Genomic DNA, 13,419 nt, shown 5'->3' on the forward strand with positions numbered 1-13,419 from the left:
CGCGGCACGACCCGGTCTTGCCTGCGCAGACCACGACGAGAGCCCGCCCTTGCGGGCTCTTGTCGTTTCGTCTTGTCATAATCGATCCGTCGCTCGTCAAGACGAGCGGCATTCGCTAGGGGTGTTGGGCCTTTCACCGAAGGCCCGGCTGAGAAAGTCCCTTTGAACCTGATTGAGGTAATCCTCGCGCAGGGAAGCGTCTGGCCTCGGTGGCCCGCCTGCCATGCAGGGCGGCTCCTCCGTCTCAGCGCCCACCTGCCATCGAACGGAATCACGATGGCCTCCCCCCAAAACCTCCATGACACGCACGCACGCTTGCGCCGCGGCGCTGTTGCGATCGTGTGCGCAGGCCTGGCCGGCATCGCCACCGCCCAGGCCGACAAGACGAGCCTGCCGCCCGTCACCATCACGGGGCGCAGCACCCTGCCCCCGTCCGATGTGGCAGGCTTCGGCGATGTGCCACCCGAACGGCTGCCGATGCAGGTGCTCTCGATCGGCGAAGCGCAGCTCGAGGACTACGGCGCACAGGGCCTTCGCGAGCTGACCCGCTTCGATGCGAGCGTCAGCGACGCCTACAACAGCGTCGGCTACTGGGACAGCCTGACGGTGCGCGGCTTCGTGATCGACCAGCGCTACAACTACCGCCGCGATGGAGTGCCCATCACCGGCGAAACCGCACTCGCACTCGACAACAAGAGCCGCCTCGAACTGCTCAAGGGCACCAGCGGCATCCAGGCCGGCACCAGCGCACCGGGCGGCCTGGTGAACCTGGTGGTCAAGCGGCCTGATGTCGACGTGCGATCAGCGACGCTCGAATTGCGCGGCGCGGGCGCGGCACTTGCAGCGACCGACCTGTCGGCGCGTTTCGGCGAGCAGCGAGCCTTTGGACTGCGCGTGAATGCCGCCGTCGAGCACCTCCACCCCGAACTACACGACGCCAGTGGTAAGCGTCACCTATTGGCCGTGGCCGGCGACTGGCGCCTGTCACCCGACACGCTGATCGAAGCCGAGGTCGAAACCAGCCGACGCAGCCAACCCAGCCAGCCCGGCTTCAGCCTGCTCGGTGACCGCGTGCCCGATGCGAACGACATCGATCCGCGCATCAACTTGAACAATCAGCCATGGTCCCAGCCGGTCGTGTTCGCCGGCCGCTATGCGAGCCTGCGGCTCACGCAGAAGCTGAATCCGGACTGGCGCGCCGTTGTGCATGTCGGCACACAGCGGCTGACCACCGACGATCGGCTCGCGTTTCCGTTTGGCTGCTCCGACGACCGCGGCACCCCGGATCTCGATGACGACATTTACTACGCCGACAGCTACTGCCCCGACGGCCGCTTCGACCTGTACGACTACCGCAGCGAGAACGAGCGCCGACGTACCGACGCGATAGACGCAAGCGTTCAGGGCCGGCTGCAGACCGGCAGCCTCACGCATGCTCTGAGCGTGGGCGTGCTGCAAAGCCGCTTCGAGGCGAGCCTGCAGCGCTATGCGTTCAACATCGTCGACATCCAAGGAACGATCGACGGCGAAACCGTCACCGGCTCCGACGACAGCGTGACGACCGACAACACCAACCGCGACGAGCGCAACACCGAGTTCTATCTGCGCGACGCCATCCAACTCAGCCCCACGGTGAGCCTGTGGCTGGGCCTGCGCCACACGAGGATCGAGCGCGAGAGCATCACTACCTCGGGCACTGGAGCCACCCGGTACAGGCAAAACTTCACCACACCATGGCTGGCAGGCAGTTGGACAGTCATGCCGGGCGGGACGCTCTATGCAAGCTGGGGCGAAGGCATCGAATCCGAAGTGGTCCCCGGGCTTCCGCAGTACCGCAACGCGGGGCAGGCCTTGCCCGCGCTGAAGAGTAGACAGACCGAGCTGGGCTTCAAACATGCGGGGGACGACTTGTCCTGGGGCGTTGCCGCTTTCGAGATTTCAAGGCCTTCCTACACGGATGCCGCCGCGATATGTCTCGCTCCGAGCGAGTGCAGTCTGCAACGGGCGAGCGACGGTGAAGCAGTCCACCGCGGCCTCGAAGCGCAGGCACAGGCAAGGCTCGGCGCATGGACACTCGGCGGCAGCGCGATGCTGCTAAGAGCAAGGATCGAAGGTAGCGTCGATCCAGCCCTCGCAGGAGGCCGCCCCGCCAACGTGCCCGCGCGCAGTCTGCGGCTCTTCGCGAACCACCGGCTCGCCGCCCTGCCCGGTGTGGATACCCACGCCGCGCTCACAGCAGAAAGCGAACGCAACGTGCTTCCCGGCAACGGCAGCCCACGCATACCAGGGTGGGCCCGCATCGACGTCGGCGCCAGCTACGACCAGCACCTTGCCGGCGGTCAGCGCCTGGTCTGGCGCGCCGGCATAGACAACCTTGCCGACCGCCGCGCCTGGAAAGAAGCGCCGTATCAGTTCGACCACGCGTACCTGTACCCGATGGCGCCGCGCACCTGGCGCCTGTCAGTCACCGCCGAATTGTGAGGCGGCTGCGAGCCTGGCTATAATTTGCGGCTTCGTTCCTCGATAGCTCAGTTGGTAGAGCGCCGGACTGTTAATCCGTAGGTCCCTGGTTCGAGCCCAGGTCGGGGAGCCAAAAACAGCTAGAAGAATCAAGGCCTTGCAGCGATGCAGGGCCTTTTTCTTTGGCCGGTGAGGTCGCAAATATTGGACAGATATTGGACGCTGTCCAATATCCAGTACTTTTGCGCAGCGCTACGATGGCTCCATGACCACCCCCGGCCCGCTCTCCGCCAACCGCCGCGGTGGCTGCTGGACCTGCCAGCACTTCGGCGCCCAGCACGACGGGTGCGTCGCTTGCCATCACCCCAAGTGCACCCGCATCCACAGCCTGCCGAACTCGGGCTGCTCTTCCTGGGAGATCCTGCCTAGCACCTTGGACGAAGTGCGCGCGATCGGAATAAACCGCTACAGGACCAAGACACCATGGAAATCGCTCCCCCAGCCCTAACAGCAGCCGAGTGGGTTGATCGCTTCAAGCAGCACGCCCGGACGCTGCCGGCGGCTCGAAGTGTGGGAGACGACGACTTGGATGAAATAGCTCTGCAGCTTCTAGAGCGCCACCCCAACGTCTTAATGCTCCTGCCCGAAGCGGCCGCCGACGCGTACTTTGAAACTTGAGCCGGAGTTGGAGGACGCGCCTGCCACGGTACCAGTTCACCTACGAAACAAGCGAGCAAGCAGGCCCGGAGCTTTCTCAACCGTCTGGACTTGGGGCCGGCCCTTCCAGAACGTCTCGGTATACGGCCAGCGTTTCGGTTGCACCGGCAGCGCGAGATGGGCGGGGGCCTGGCTGACCATGGCGTGGTTCGGGAGAGCGGCCCGATAGGTTTCGAGTGTGGTGGCCTCTATGACACCACCACGGCCCGGCGCCGAAGCTACGCCCTGACCGGCCATGGTCTGCATCAGATAGACATCGCGCGCGCCGCTCGCAGCGTTTATGTAGTGCCGGACGACATCGGGCTCCATTTCCTGGAACGATGCGGCGTTCCATAGAAGATCGAAGGTGGCACCTCTGAGGATATCGATGTGCCAGTTTCCGAAGACGTAGAGCTTGCCTCTTTCGATCTGACTGAATTTCTTGATCGACCTGGCCTTCTCAAAAGGCACAAGCACGTCCGGCCCCAGAACGGCCTTCAAGTACTGGTTCGCCACGTAGATTTGCGGAGGGATATCGAAAATCAGGATCGTTGCATCCGGATGGGCCATCTTCAGCAGGTGGGCCTGCTTCGCTGAGCCGGAGCCGATCTCGACAATGATCTTGTTCGACAGGTCGAGATGGCGGCTGACATAGGCATAGCGAAGGTAGTAGCTCAGCCAGGACATGGTGAAAAACTTCCCTTCGTGCTCGAAGCCCTCGGGGCTGCCGACGCGCGAAGCTGGGAGGTCCATTACGCTTTTAGCTGGCGATCCGGCTGCGTATTTTGCGACTGCTGCCATGATGTCTGCGCCGGCATAGGGCGGCATGAGATCGACCGCGCCGAATGAGGCGAAGGTAGCAGCGGGCGTGCGCTTCGGAGCTCGAATGCCTCTGAAGTCCTTCAGGCCTGTCTCTCGGATGTAGGAAACGGCCATGTTGCACTTCCTCGCCCAATAGTTCGTCCATTGGTAAATAGCAGGCGCGGATTTGTGATCCGCGAGCATCGTATCGAGAAGTGCCAAATCATTTTCGAGCTGCATAATTCCTCAAATGGATAGAGTGCGAGACGATGAAGCCGAGATGCGAACTACGAAGGGCCTCTGCAAGCCCGGCACGATGGTGCTGCGCCATCTGCGGGAGACCGAAGAAGACATGATGCCCCAGGCGCTTCCCCGCGCCGTGTGATCGGGCCGTAGCCAATGATCAAGGGCCCGCGAGGGCCCCTTTTCTTGATCGCCTACTGCCGCAAGCCGCCGGCACGTAGTTGATGCTGGGAAGCGCGAATTCGACGATGAAGCTGGGCGGCATGTCGGCAGTCGGGTTGCAGCAGCAAAGGATGCCTGCCGATGTGCAGCCGCCGTGCTCCCATGGCTGCTCCGCGGTGGCGCCCGCAGAGCCAGCCTTCGCTGCGGCACCGGGCGCAGGGTATGGCGAGGCGTTGAAGGTGGAGCATGCCGTCACGCAGCAACCCACGTGCCGTTCGGACCGGCCGCCGGGGGCACTAGGATGGCGCGCGGGGCGGAGCTGAACAAAAACAATGCGGGAGTGGGAATAGTGATCCAGTACATCGAAGAGGCGCTTGTGCCCGGGGCGCCGGTCTGCGTCGTTCATTTCAGAAGCCGGACTAAGCAGGCGGAGGGGTTCGAAAAGTACCCGACGCCGCCGGGCGTGAGCAACATCTACGTCAACAACGGGTCGAGCGGCTGGTATCTCGACGGCCTTCCAGGATATGGCGATGCTCGAGCGTCGGCGCTGGCCATCAAGGCGAAGGCGCAGGCCGCCGGTGCATCGAAGATTGTGTGCGTCGGCGCTTCCATGGGTGCATTCGGTGCGGCGATGTTCTCCAGCATCATGGGCGCCGAGCTGATCTGCTTCGCTCCGGAACTGTGGCTCAACGTTTACACCGGCTTCAGCCGCCGGGACGTGCCGGGGCGCACCCTTGACATTGCGACGATGGGGCAGCCCTCACGGGCACTCTTCGTGGCCGGCATATCGTGCCCCACTGACCTGATCTGCGCGCTTCACTTTCATCGCGCCTGGCCAAACAGCGAAGCGATTTTCCTTCCCGACTGTGGCCACGAATCGGCGCGGCACCTGAAGGACAAGGAACTGCTGGCACCGCTGCTCGCGGACTTCTGTTTCGGCCGGGACCTTGCGCAGTACAAGGCGCTCTCCGTGCCGATGTCGATCCTTGAGGGTTGCCCCACGGTGCCGCCCAAACAGCTCAACCGCGCAACGATGGTGGCGTTTGTCGAAGCGCTCACCCGCCATCTGCTGCTCAGTGATCGGGTGAGGATGGCCGATCGATTGGCCGGCGAGAAGTGCTTCGCGGCGGCCGTCCCCTTGATAGGGAAGATCCGGGCCGAGCACGGGGAAATCGCCGAGGTGCACATGCTCGACGCCACGGTCCATCGAAAGCAACAGCGCCATGCGGAGAGCATCGAGGCACTCCAAAAGGTGGAGCATCTGCCCGAGTTTCGATGCGAGGCTCTGTGGCTGCGCGGAATGGCACTCGAGCAGCTGGGCCGTGTCGATGAAGCGCTGCGGGCCTATCTTCTGTTGCTCCAGGAAGGCAAGGGCAACCGGGAATGGAAGCTCACGGCAAAGGCCGCTGCCGTGCGCGTGGCCGCGCTCAGTTCGCCAGCCTAGCCTTTGCCGTCGGGCATCGGCTCCACCAGCGCAGCCTCAGCCTCGCGCCTGATCACCAGGCCACGCAGCACCCTCCCGCCGGCCTTGTTCCACTTGCGCAGCTCGGGCGGCACGTCGTTCCAACGGTCCGCATTCACGCGCTTGCGCAGCGTGCTCGCCCGCAGGTTGCCGGCGCCGAGGTTGAAGGTGAAGTCGATCAGCGCGGCAAGTCGGTTCGCGTTGCGGACGCCGGGACAGAGCTGCAGCACAGCCGGCATGTAAGTCTGCTCGATCATGCGCAGCAGCAGCCGCTCGCCGGCCTCGCGCGTGATCGGCGGGTCGCTGAGCTGCACGCGGCGCCCGTCAAGGTAGTGCGTGGCGCCGTAGCCGATGGTGGGCACGCCGGCCGGGCACAGGTAGGGATGGCTGTGGAAGCCCTCGAAGCGCCGACATAGCACCGCTGCCACTTCGACGGCGAGCTGATGCAGGGTCTTGCCGGTCGGTGCAGGCGCTGCGGGGGGCGACTTACCCAGGGCGCGCAGCGCGCGCTCGAGCAGGCCGGCATCGAAGCGGCTCACTTGCCGCGCTTGGCTAGCGTGCGATCGGCCAGGTACAGGCCCAGCGCTGCCCCAAGGATCGACCAGCCGCGCTCGTCGAGCACCCACTCGTGCATCGCGACGTGACGTACCCACAGGAACAGGCAGATGCTGGCGGTGAGCGGCCGGATGATGCCGTTCCACAGGTCGACCAGCCAGATGCCTGTCGGGCGGCCAATGCTTGCGGCTGCAGCGGCCCTTCGGCCGCGAGATCGTCTGCACCTGGTCGCTCGCGCATCGCTTCCAGGCGGTGCCGGGCGAGCGGGCGAAGCGGCTGGAGGTGGAACCACTGATCGAGGCCGCGATGCGCGGCGAGGAGCGGACGTGACTTTCGATTGCTCTCAGCGGCCCAAGTCCTTGATCTCGGGCCACGCTGCAACCACCAGTGCCGCCACAGCGACCAGCGCGGCCAGGATCGCCCAACGTGCAGATGTCTTTGCAGACTTTGCAGCGTCCTCTGTGGCCCTTACCTCCAGCCTGCGCAGCGTCGCCTCGGCCTTCTCTGTCCGCTTCACGAGAGGCGTATTGGCGCCGCGGGGCTGCAAAGAGAACCGAGTGTCATCAGCGCCCTCCCCGCGAATCTCGTGCTTTGTGACAGCTTCCTCTCGCGGGCCGCTGCTGCTCTCTCCAAAGGGATCGTTTGGACCCATTGCCTTCCCCCTGTGCTCCTCATCGAGCCGATCGTATCGGGAACGAGAACATGAAGCTCGTCGAGATTCGCCTCGTCCCCTTCTTGGTGGTCGGGCGGAGCCTGGCGCAGGGGGCGTGATGTCAGATCGTGTCGTTGCCCGCGAAGCCGCCATCCGGACCGCTGAGCCGCATGTTTTCCTTGTTGCAGGCCGTGATCGTCCCGCAGTACGGGCAGTTGGTCCGGTTGCCCGACATCGCGGCGGACTCGAACGACTCCAGCGAGGTGATGAAGATCGGCGACGGAAATCATTTCCCGCAACTCGGATTGAGACAACGGACCTCGACCGTTCGATTGGTAGCCATGCGCCCTCCAGCAGCTTTTGAGCCACAAGTATGACCATCTCCGCCTACCCCCTCACCTGGCCGCCGCAGTTCCCGCGCGCCAAGTCGCGCGAGCGCGGCGCCTTCAAGACCTCGCTCGCGGGCGCCTTGAAGAACGTCGAGGACAGCCTGCGCCGCTTCGCCGCCGACTCCGGTAAGAAGCTCGACGGCATCGTGATGAGCAGCAACGTGACGCTAGGCATGAGCCGGCCCGCGGACTCGGGCGTGGCGGTCTGGTTCGTCTGGGATGGCCTGCAGCTGTGCATCCCCGTCGACCGCTACGAGACCGTGGAGTCGAACCTGCAAGCGATTCATCACATCCTCGAGGCTCGCCGCGTCGAGCTGCGCCACGGCACGCTGGCGCTTGTGCGCGCGACGTTCACGGGCTTTCTGTCGCTGCCCGCGCCGGCGGGCATGGACTGGTGGGAGGTGCTCGGCGTGGTGCGCGACGCCTGCCAAGGCGAGATCCGCACTGCGTATCGCCGACTGGCCAGCGAGCATCACCCCGACCGCGGCGGCAGTGCCGAGCGGATGGCGGAGGTGAACGAGGCGTATCGGAGGGCCCTGCCGTGATTCAGAGGCCGCTGATGTACGGCCAGGCCGCGACCAGCAAGGAAGCGAGTGCAATGAGCGCCCCAAGCCTTGCCCACATAACCGCCTTGTGGGAGTCGCGCTTGGCATCTGCGGCATCGCGCGCCAATGCTTCGGTCGCCTCAGCGGTTCGTCGAACCAGCTCACGCTGCTCCCCCGCTGTCTCCTGTATCTCGCGGCTAATCCTCTCCATTCGCTGCGCGCGTGCCAACTCCTCCTTCGGAACCTGCGCGTCAGGCGGGTCGTTCACGTTGGCGGCCTTGAGTGCTCGGGCAAGAACCTCACTCGTCAATCGCGCGGTCATCCACGGGAATTTTGAAGGCATTGGAGGCCGGGTTGTTTGCATAGCTGGTCATGGCCTTCGCCACGTACCGTTGCACGTTCTCAGCGTACTTTGCCAGGGTCTCACCGTCCGCTTCGCGGATCACGTCCCCACCGGCTGCTCGAAATGCAGCGAGACCTTCTGGGCGCCCGTAAAAGGGCGAAACACGAGGTCGGGTCCGAAGGCGTGCGTCACTTCAGCCGTCTCTTCGAAGTTGCGCTTCAGCGCATCCCAAAGTGCTGCATGGATTTTCTCGAGCATGGATAACTCCTTAAAGGAACGACCGATTCTTTTCTCGGCGCCGATGGTACGGGCGCTGCAGGCTGGAACGAAGACGCAAACGCGGCGGGTCGTGAAGCCACATCGTGCCGATGATGCGTTCGTGCTTGTCGAGCAGGACCGCGGCTGGTGGCCGTACCGCTCGCCAGACGGCGAGTCGATGGTGATGGACGACGGGTGCGAGTACCCGTTCGACTGCCGCTACGGCGTCCCCGGCGACCGGCTGCGCGTGAAGGAAGCCGCCTTGATGTGGTGCGAGCGCCGGCCCAACGGCACGACGGCCACCGGACGGCAGAAATGGCTCTACGTGCCAATGCGTGAGGCGCCGGTGCACTACGCCGCCGACCATCCTGCCCGGCCGCAGGTGAGCGTCGTCTCGCCCGACACCGGCAACGTCTGGGGCTGGCGCCTCAAGATCGGCCGCTTCCTGCCGGCCTGGGCCTCGCGGATCACGCTCGAAGTCACCGGCGTGCGCGTCGAGCGGCTGCAGGAGGTCAGCATCGCAGACTGCATCGCCGAGGGCATTTCTTCCGGGGGCCCGGAGAACCCGGACGGCATTGAGCGACCCGAATACCGTGCTCTCTGGGAGTCGATCAACGGCCCAGGCTCATGGGACGCAAACCCCTTCCTCTGGGTCGTCGAGTTCCGGAGGGTCTGATGCAGCGCACCGCCCGCCTCTCCCCCTGCGGCGCCTACCGCAGCACCCTCGGCCGCGTCTGGGACGACCGGCCCGTGCTGCTCGTCTGCATGTTCAATCCGAGCGACGCCGATCACTTGGTCGATGACCCGACCATCACCCTGCTCTGCCGCATCGCCCGCCATAACGGCTTCGGCGGCCTGGTCGTCGTCAACGGCATTCCGCTTCGCAGCTCGACCGCGGCGCAGGCCGTCGACATGGTGAACAACTGGGACAAGCGCTGCGACTGGCACGCGCGCGACCGGCTGCAGGAGAACGTCGGCGTGATCGTCGACGAGGTGAGCCAGGCCGGCGCCGTGCTGCTGGCCTGGGGCGCCCTGGCGGACCGCTGCTCTAACTGGTTCGACAACGTGCGCGAGGACATTGAGTGCGCGCTGCCCGAGGGTGTGCCGCTGTACTGCCTGGGTAAGACCACGGGCGGCTACCCGAAGCACCCGATGGCGCGCGGCAAGCACAAGGTACCGAAGGACGCGCGACTCGTCCTGTGGCGCGAGGCCGTCTGATGCTGCCTACCCTCCCCTCACATCCTCCTGACGCATGGAACCGTCAGATCGAACTGCGGCGGGCCCTCCTTGACGACCTCGAGGATGCCGCGGCGCACAAGCCGAGTCACCGCAGCTTCATCGTAGTTGCGAGGGGGAGTCGGCTCTGTCTTCGCCTCAGCCTGCGCCTCTTCGCGCGCCACGGCGGTGTTCCGAGGTTCGTTATTCGTCGTTGCTGCAGCCATCGCAAGCTCCTGTTGGCAAGGCTGAAAGTATCTCGGGCGGCCAAGCGCCGTGCCTGCCGTCGGTCGGCCGTAGACGGTCGCTGTGACGTGGATCACGCTACTTCGTCGCAAGCCAAGTCGAGGGGTGCCTGATGTCCGGCGACTACTACAGCGACGCGGAGGTAAACGAGCTATGCGACGGCCTCACGCAGGACGCCGCGAAGATCCGCTATCTGCGCCGGCTGGGCCTGAAGGTCGATCGCAAGCCGAATGGCCGGCCACTGGCCTGGCGCCCGCAAGGAACCGCCGGCGGCGAAGGGCAGAATCGAGCGGCGGCAGACGCAGCAAGCGTGGTCGTCGGCCTGCAGGCATGGGCGGCGGGAAGGAAGGCATGCAATGGGCAGAGCTCGAAAGGACGGTGACCCGCTCCAACTGGCCGGCACGCGCCTGGCCTTTCGCCGCGGCCGCTTTTACTACGTGCACCGCGACACCGGCCGCTGGGAGAACGTCGGCACCGACGTGGCCGCGGCCAAGCAGATCGCGGCGCGTTACAACAATCCCGGCGACGGCTTCGGCACCCTCTCCTACTGGTTTGGAATGTTCCTCGCGGATTGCAAGCTGCGCGTGGCGGCCAAGACCTTCAGCCAGCGCACGCTCGACGACTACACCGGCTATGCGGCGGACGATGGCCCGCTGGTGGCCGCCTTCGGCAAGCGTCTCCCGCAGCACATCGAGCCGGTGATGGTGCAGGCCTACCTTGACGCCAATGCAAGTATGGATCCGCCGCGACCGGTGCCAGCCAATCGCGAAAAGGCGTTCCTGTCCAGCTGCATCTCCTGGCTGATTCGCACTGGCAAGGTGCCCGGTCTGGTGGTCAACCCGTGCATGCGCGCCAGCGGCGTGCAGCGCAATCCGGAAAGCAAGCGCGAGCGCTACGTCACCCATGCCGAGTACCGGGCCGTCTATGACGCCGGCAACCGTGCCGTGCGCCTTGCAATGGAACTCGTCTATCGCACCCTGCAGCGGCCCGAGGTCGACGTGCTGGCGTGGACGCCTTCCAATGTGCGCACGAAGGACGGCGGCAAGGTCCTGCACTTCAGGCAGTCAAAGACCGGCCGGCTGCTCGACATCGCGCTGGTCGGCGAGCTGGGCGCGCTGGTGGCCGAGGCGATCGGCGAGGTGCCGCAGCTGCGCCAGCCGATACTGCATCGGCTTGACGGCAAGGCCTACACCTACGACGGGCTGTCGTCGATGCTCAAGCAGGCACAGGACAAGGTGCGGGCGCGGCACGCCAAAGAGAAGGGCCCGCTGGCCGCGATGCCGTCGTTCGCCTTGCGCGACCTCAAGGGTAAGGGCGCCACCGACATGTGGCTGGCCGGCACCCTGATCGAGCAGATTCAATTGCTTTGCGGTCACGCCGACAAAACGACCACCGAGCGCTACATCAAGGCTCGGTGGCGCATGACTGCTCAGCCAAACTTGACGACGATCTACGCATAAAAATCGTCAGCAAGGCCGACCTACTGCCACAAAGTTCGTGGGCCCACCGTACTTTGCGAAGAGGCAGATGTGCGCGATCACGAAATCGCCCTGGAGCATGCGCTTACGAGCGATCGTAACGTGGTGGAGTCCATCAGACGTTGGCTGCGGTGGGTTCGTATCCCCAGCATATCCGCCGACCCACTCTCCATGCTCGTGCTCCGCTCCGAGAATGAAGGCTTGGACCAATGGAGTAAAACCATCGATACCAAACTGGGCCACTGCAACGCCAAGGCCGATCTTCGCCAGCATGCGCGCGAAGGCCACCGGGTTTACGCACATCTCCACACCGATCAAGTGAAACTGCTTCATTCGGGGCTGCGACACGGGCGCCACGATCACGACCTTGCAGGCGAAATTGGTAGATTCCTTATGCTCGCACCCGAACACTCTCGCACCGGTAAAGGATGGCAGCACCATGCCGCCAAGCATTGAGATTGGTTCGGCGGGCTGGCGTTCTCTCGGCCCGCCCGGTGTCCTTTGGAAAACTTCGGTTATCCGATTTGATCGATCAGAGCGCTTGAGACCAAGCCGGGCGCGCGCAGGATCCAGCATCGACCGCAGGCACTCTCGTTCAATAGCTTGCGTGATGTTCTGGCAGGACGGGCATGACGCCCTGCGCAGGACTAGAGCCTGCTGCATTTGAGTAGGGGCCCAGTGCCCGCCTAGTCCACGTGGCATCACGTGCTCTCGTGTCAAAGGACCACTCGTGGTGCCGCAATAGATGCAACGTCCGATGTTGAGCCTTGGTGCCATCACCGGCTTAGTTTATCCACGGGTGGGTGCGTCTTATATCCAGTGATCGAGCGCCGTTCATACCCAGGAAGCATCGAGCCAGATAGATCGGGAGATATTGGACGCACATCGCATGGTGATGAGCATTCTTGCGGCTTTGCGATCCATTCAACCCTCCGCCTGTTAATCCGTAGGTCCCTGGTTCGAGCCCAGGTCGGGGAGCCAATAAATACAAGAGTCAGCAGGTTTGCGCCTGCTGACTTTTTTGTTTCCGGAGACCGGCTGGTGCCAGTCTGGTGCCAGTCTTGGCGCGGATGACTTTTCTTCCCGTTCAGGCGGTCCGTCGTTGCTTCGCTGCATCGAACTGCTGCGAGGCCGAGAATTAGCACGGCCTGCCGATCAGCACAGCTTGAAGTGAGGCGGCTGCCGGTCGGCACGCCAGACAGAAGCAAGGCCAGGAGGTCGCGCAGCCTTTCAGGCAAGTCTCGCGAAACAGCGGTCGAGCACCGCCGCTGCGGGGTAGCGGCACGACGCTTGCCACATCCCTTGCCCCTTGGATCAGTTTCGGAGGTGAACCATGGCCGCCCGGTCGATTGCATCGCTGTCTCTGAGCTTCGGGCTTGTCTCCATCCCTGTCCGGCTGTACTCGGCCTCCGAGAGTTCGGCGTCGATCCGCTTCAACCTCCTGTCCAGAGACGGCTCCCGGGTCAAGCAGCAGTACGTTTCGGAGCAAACCGGCAAGGTCATCGAACGCGCGGAGATGGTCAAGGGCTACGAGTTCGAGAAGGACCGCTTCGTGCTGTTCCAGCCCGAGGAACTCAAGGCGCTCGAGGAAGGGTCCTCGCACGTCATCGAGATCGTGGCCTTCATCCCAGAGAAGGCTGTCGATCCGCTCTTCTACGACAAGGCCTACTTCCTCGCCCCGGACAAGCGAGGCGCCAAGGTGCCTGACCTGGCTCGGCCGGCTCCGTGAAGCCCGCGTGGGACGAGAATTTAGGCGGCTCGAGGCGCTCGTGGTTTGAGACTTCTTTGGTAAGCGTGGCCTCAAGGCCCTCTTGCCCGTTCACGACGAGATGCGCACGATCGCCTGATCGAGCGCGCCTGCGATGGTGTGCATCAAGCCGGTAATGCACATCATGGACAAGCAAGTCGTAGGGG

At 64.3% G+C, this 13,419-nt stretch carries 19 protein-coding genes, 1 tRNA gene, 1 pseudogene and 1 riboswitch; of the genes and pseudogenes, 13 read left to right on the forward strand and 8 right to left on the reverse strand.

Annotated features, from left to right (window positions below):
* Positions 1-107 precede the first annotated feature (107 nt).
* Positions 108-212, forward strand: a riboswitch (TPP riboswitch).
* A 64-nt stretch (positions 213-276) separates the two neighbouring features.
* The 3 genes from H0W40_RS08960 (at position 277) to H0W40_RS08970 (ending at position 3,138) form a co-directional block, all read left to right on the forward strand.
* A complete protein-coding gene (locus H0W40_RS08960; RefSeq protein ID WP_292445455.1) occupies positions 277-2,481 on the forward strand; it encodes a TonB-dependent siderophore receptor in 2,205 nt (734 codons plus the stop codon).
* A gap of 36 nt (positions 2,482-2,517) precedes the next feature.
* A tRNA-Asn gene (locus H0W40_RS08965) sits at positions 2,518-2,593 on the forward strand.
* A 350-nt stretch (positions 2,594-2,943) separates the two neighbouring features.
* Complete coding sequence (locus H0W40_RS08970; protein WP_292445457.1) at positions 2,944-3,138, forward strand: hypothetical protein; 195 nt, start codon at positions 2,944-2,946, stop codon at positions 3,136-3,138.
* Between the two features lie 36 nt (positions 3,139-3,174).
* Here the strand turns inward: H0W40_RS08970 and H0W40_RS08975 are convergent, their stop codons facing one another.
* Entirely contained in the window at positions 3,175-4,092 is a 918-nt protein-coding gene (locus H0W40_RS08975; protein ID WP_292445459.1) for a putative sugar O-methyltransferase, read from the reverse strand.
* 115 nt (positions 4,093-4,207) lie between these two features.
* Here H0W40_RS08975 and H0W40_RS08980 point away from each other — a divergent pair, with 115 nt between their 5' ends.
* Together H0W40_RS08980 and H0W40_RS08985 are read left to right on the forward strand one after the other, a co-directional pair.
* Positions 4,208-4,342 carry a hypothetical protein gene (locus H0W40_RS08980; protein ID WP_292445460.1) on the forward strand — a complete coding sequence of 45 codons (135 nt, stop codon included), beginning with the start codon at positions 4,208-4,210 and terminating at the stop codon, positions 4,340-4,342.
* Between the two features lie 369 nt (positions 4,343-4,711).
* Positions 4,712-5,806 carry a tetratricopeptide repeat protein gene (locus H0W40_RS08985; RefSeq protein WP_292445462.1) on the forward strand — a complete coding sequence of 365 codons (1,095 nt, stop codon included), beginning with the start codon at positions 4,712-4,714 and terminating at the stop codon, positions 5,804-5,806.
* Here the strand turns inward: H0W40_RS08985 and H0W40_RS08990 are convergent.
* Positions 5,803-6,363, reverse strand: a complete 561-nt coding sequence (locus H0W40_RS08990) for a lysozyme (RefSeq protein ID WP_292445464.1) — start codon at positions 6,361-6,363, stop codon at positions 5,803-5,805. The genes H0W40_RS08985 and H0W40_RS08990 overlap by 4 nt on opposite strands.
* A 199-nt stretch (positions 6,364-6,562) precedes the next feature.
* Between H0W40_RS08990 and H0W40_RS08995 the strand changes: the two genes are divergently transcribed.
* A complete protein-coding gene (locus H0W40_RS08995) occupies positions 6,563-6,709 on the forward strand; it encodes a hypothetical protein (RefSeq protein ID WP_292445465.1) in 147 nt (48 codons plus the stop codon).
* Between the two features lie 13 nt (positions 6,710-6,722).
* On the opposite strand, the gene H0W40_RS09000 is transcribed toward H0W40_RS08995, so the two are convergent.
* Positions 6,723-6,896, reverse strand: coding sequence for a hypothetical protein (locus tag H0W40_RS09000; RefSeq protein ID WP_292445466.1), 174 nt, complete (start codon positions 6,894-6,896; stop codon positions 6,723-6,725).
* Between the two features lie 305 nt (positions 6,897-7,201).
* Here H0W40_RS09000 and H0W40_RS09005 point away from each other — a divergent pair, with 305 nt between their 5' ends.
* On the forward strand, positions 7,202-7,408 hold the full coding sequence (locus tag H0W40_RS09005; RefSeq protein ID WP_292445468.1) for a hypothetical protein: 207 nt from the start codon (positions 7,202-7,204) through the stop codon (positions 7,406-7,408).
* Positions 7,405-7,965, forward strand: a complete 561-nt coding sequence (locus H0W40_RS09010) for a J domain-containing protein (RefSeq protein ID WP_292445470.1) — start codon at positions 7,405-7,407, stop codon at positions 7,963-7,965. The genes H0W40_RS09005 and H0W40_RS09010 overlap by 4 nt, the downstream gene beginning before the upstream one ends.
* 1 nt (position 7,966) lies before the next feature.
* Here H0W40_RS09010 and H0W40_RS09015 read toward each other — a convergent pair whose 3' ends face one another.
* The 3 genes from H0W40_RS09015 to H0W40_RS09025 are packed head-to-tail and all read right to left on the reverse strand — an operon-like array spanning position 7,967 to position 8,566.
* Entirely contained in the window at positions 7,967-8,233 is a 267-nt protein-coding gene (locus tag H0W40_RS09015; RefSeq protein ID WP_292445471.1) for a hypothetical protein, read from the reverse strand.
* A 31-nt stretch (positions 8,234-8,264) separates the two neighbouring features.
* Positions 8,265-8,411: a hypothetical protein gene (locus tag H0W40_RS09020; RefSeq protein WP_292445473.1), complete on the reverse strand. Its 147-nt coding sequence runs from the start codon at positions 8,409-8,411 to the stop codon at positions 8,265-8,267.
* Entirely contained in the window at positions 8,408-8,566 is a 159-nt protein-coding gene (locus H0W40_RS09025; protein ID WP_292445475.1) for a hypothetical protein, read from the reverse strand. Before H0W40_RS09025 ends, H0W40_RS09020 begins: the two co-directional genes overlap by 4 nt.
* Positions 8,567-8,657: 91 nt before the next feature.
* Here H0W40_RS09025 and H0W40_RS09030 point away from each other — a divergent pair, with 91 nt between their 5' ends.
* Together H0W40_RS09030 and H0W40_RS09035 are read left to right on the forward strand one after the other, a co-directional pair.
* The gene (locus H0W40_RS09030; RefSeq protein WP_292445476.1) at positions 8,658-9,242 is read left to right on the forward strand and encodes a hypothetical protein; all 585 of its coding nucleotides are present in this window, start codon (positions 8,658-8,660) and stop codon (positions 9,240-9,242) included.
* A complete protein-coding gene (locus H0W40_RS09035; RefSeq protein ID WP_292445477.1) occupies positions 9,242-9,784 on the forward strand; it encodes a DUF1643 domain-containing protein in 543 nt (180 codons plus the stop codon). Before H0W40_RS09030 ends, H0W40_RS09035 begins: the two co-directional genes overlap by 1 nt.
* A 17-nt stretch (positions 9,785-9,801) precedes the next feature.
* Here H0W40_RS09035 and H0W40_RS09040 read toward each other — a convergent pair whose 3' ends face one another.
* Complete coding sequence (locus H0W40_RS09040; protein WP_292445478.1) at positions 9,802-10,008, reverse strand: hypothetical protein; 207 nt, start codon at positions 10,006-10,008, stop codon at positions 9,802-9,804.
* A 131-nt stretch (positions 10,009-10,139) separates the two neighbouring features.
* Between H0W40_RS09040 and H0W40_RS09045 the strand changes: the two genes are divergently transcribed.
* Positions 10,140-10,409, forward strand: coding sequence for a hypothetical protein (locus H0W40_RS09045; protein WP_292445480.1), 270 nt, complete (start codon positions 10,140-10,142; stop codon positions 10,407-10,409).
* Entirely contained in the window at positions 10,384-11,487 is a 1,104-nt protein-coding gene (locus tag H0W40_RS09050; RefSeq protein ID WP_292445481.1) for an integrase, read from the forward strand. Before H0W40_RS09045 ends, H0W40_RS09050 begins: the two co-directional genes overlap by 26 nt.
* A gap of 6 nt (positions 11,488-11,493) precedes the next feature.
* On the opposite strand, the gene H0W40_RS09055 is transcribed toward H0W40_RS09050, so the two are convergent.
* Positions 11,494-12,081 carry a hypothetical protein gene (locus tag H0W40_RS09055; protein WP_292445483.1) on the reverse strand — a complete coding sequence of 196 codons (588 nt, stop codon included), beginning with the start codon at positions 12,079-12,081 and terminating at the stop codon, positions 11,494-11,496.
* 757 nt (positions 12,082-12,838) lie between these two features.
* Here H0W40_RS09055 and H0W40_RS09060 point away from each other — a divergent pair.
* Positions 12,839-13,198 (forward strand): annotated as a pseudogene (locus tag H0W40_RS09060) (Ku protein); the annotation flags it as partial.
* Between the last annotated feature and the right edge of the window lie 221 nt (positions 13,199-13,419).

The sequence above is a fragment of the Methylibium sp. genome (genome assembly GCF_013817345.1).
Classification (GTDB): domain Bacteria; phylum Pseudomonadota; class Gammaproteobacteria; order Burkholderiales; family Burkholderiaceae_C; genus Methylibium.

What these genes read in the sequence shown, in the direction of transcription:
- H0W40_RS08960 (WP_292445455.1), top strand. Translation starts at nt 277, where the DNA reads ATGGCCTCCCCCCAAAACCTCCATGACACGCACGCACGCTTGCGCCGC.
- H0W40_RS08970 (WP_292445457.1), top strand. Translation starts at nt 2,944, where the DNA reads ATGGAAATCGCTCCCCCAGCCCTAACAGCAGCCGAGTGGGTTGATCGC.
- H0W40_RS08975 (WP_292445459.1), bottom strand. Translation starts at nt 4,092, where the DNA reads ATGGCCGTTTCCTACATCCGAGAGACAGGCCTGAAGGACTTCAGAGGC.
- H0W40_RS08980 (WP_292445460.1), top strand. Translation starts at nt 4,208, where the DNA reads ATGGATAGAGTGCGAGACGATGAAGCCGAGATGCGAACTACGAAGGGC.
- H0W40_RS09005 (WP_292445468.1), top strand. Translation starts at nt 7,202, where the DNA reads ATGTTTTCCTTGTTGCAGGCCGTGATCGTCCCGCAGTACGGGCAGTTG.
- H0W40_RS09010 (WP_292445470.1), top strand. Translation starts at nt 7,405, where the DNA reads ATGACCATCTCCGCCTACCCCCTCACCTGGCCGCCGCAGTTCCCGCGC.
- H0W40_RS09025 (WP_292445475.1), bottom strand. Translation starts at nt 8,566, where the DNA reads ATGCTCGAGAAAATCCATGCAGCACTTTGGGATGCGCTGAAGCGCAAC.
- H0W40_RS09035 (WP_292445477.1), top strand. Translation starts at nt 9,242, where the DNA reads ATGCAGCGCACCGCCCGCCTCTCCCCCTGCGGCGCCTACCGCAGCACC.
- H0W40_RS09040 (WP_292445478.1), bottom strand. Translation starts at nt 10,008, where the DNA reads ATGGCTGCAGCAACGACGAATAACGAACCTCGGAACACCGCCGTGGCG.
- H0W40_RS09045 (WP_292445480.1), top strand. Translation starts at nt 10,140, where the DNA reads ATGTCCGGCGACTACTACAGCGACGCGGAGGTAAACGAGCTATGCGAC.
- H0W40_RS09050 (WP_292445481.1), top strand. Translation starts at nt 10,384, where the DNA reads ATGGGCAGAGCTCGAAAGGACGGTGACCCGCTCCAACTGGCCGGCACG.
- H0W40_RS09055 (WP_292445483.1), bottom strand. Translation starts at nt 12,081, where the DNA reads ATGCTGGATCCTGCGCGCGCCCGGCTTGGTCTCAAGCGCTCTGATCGA.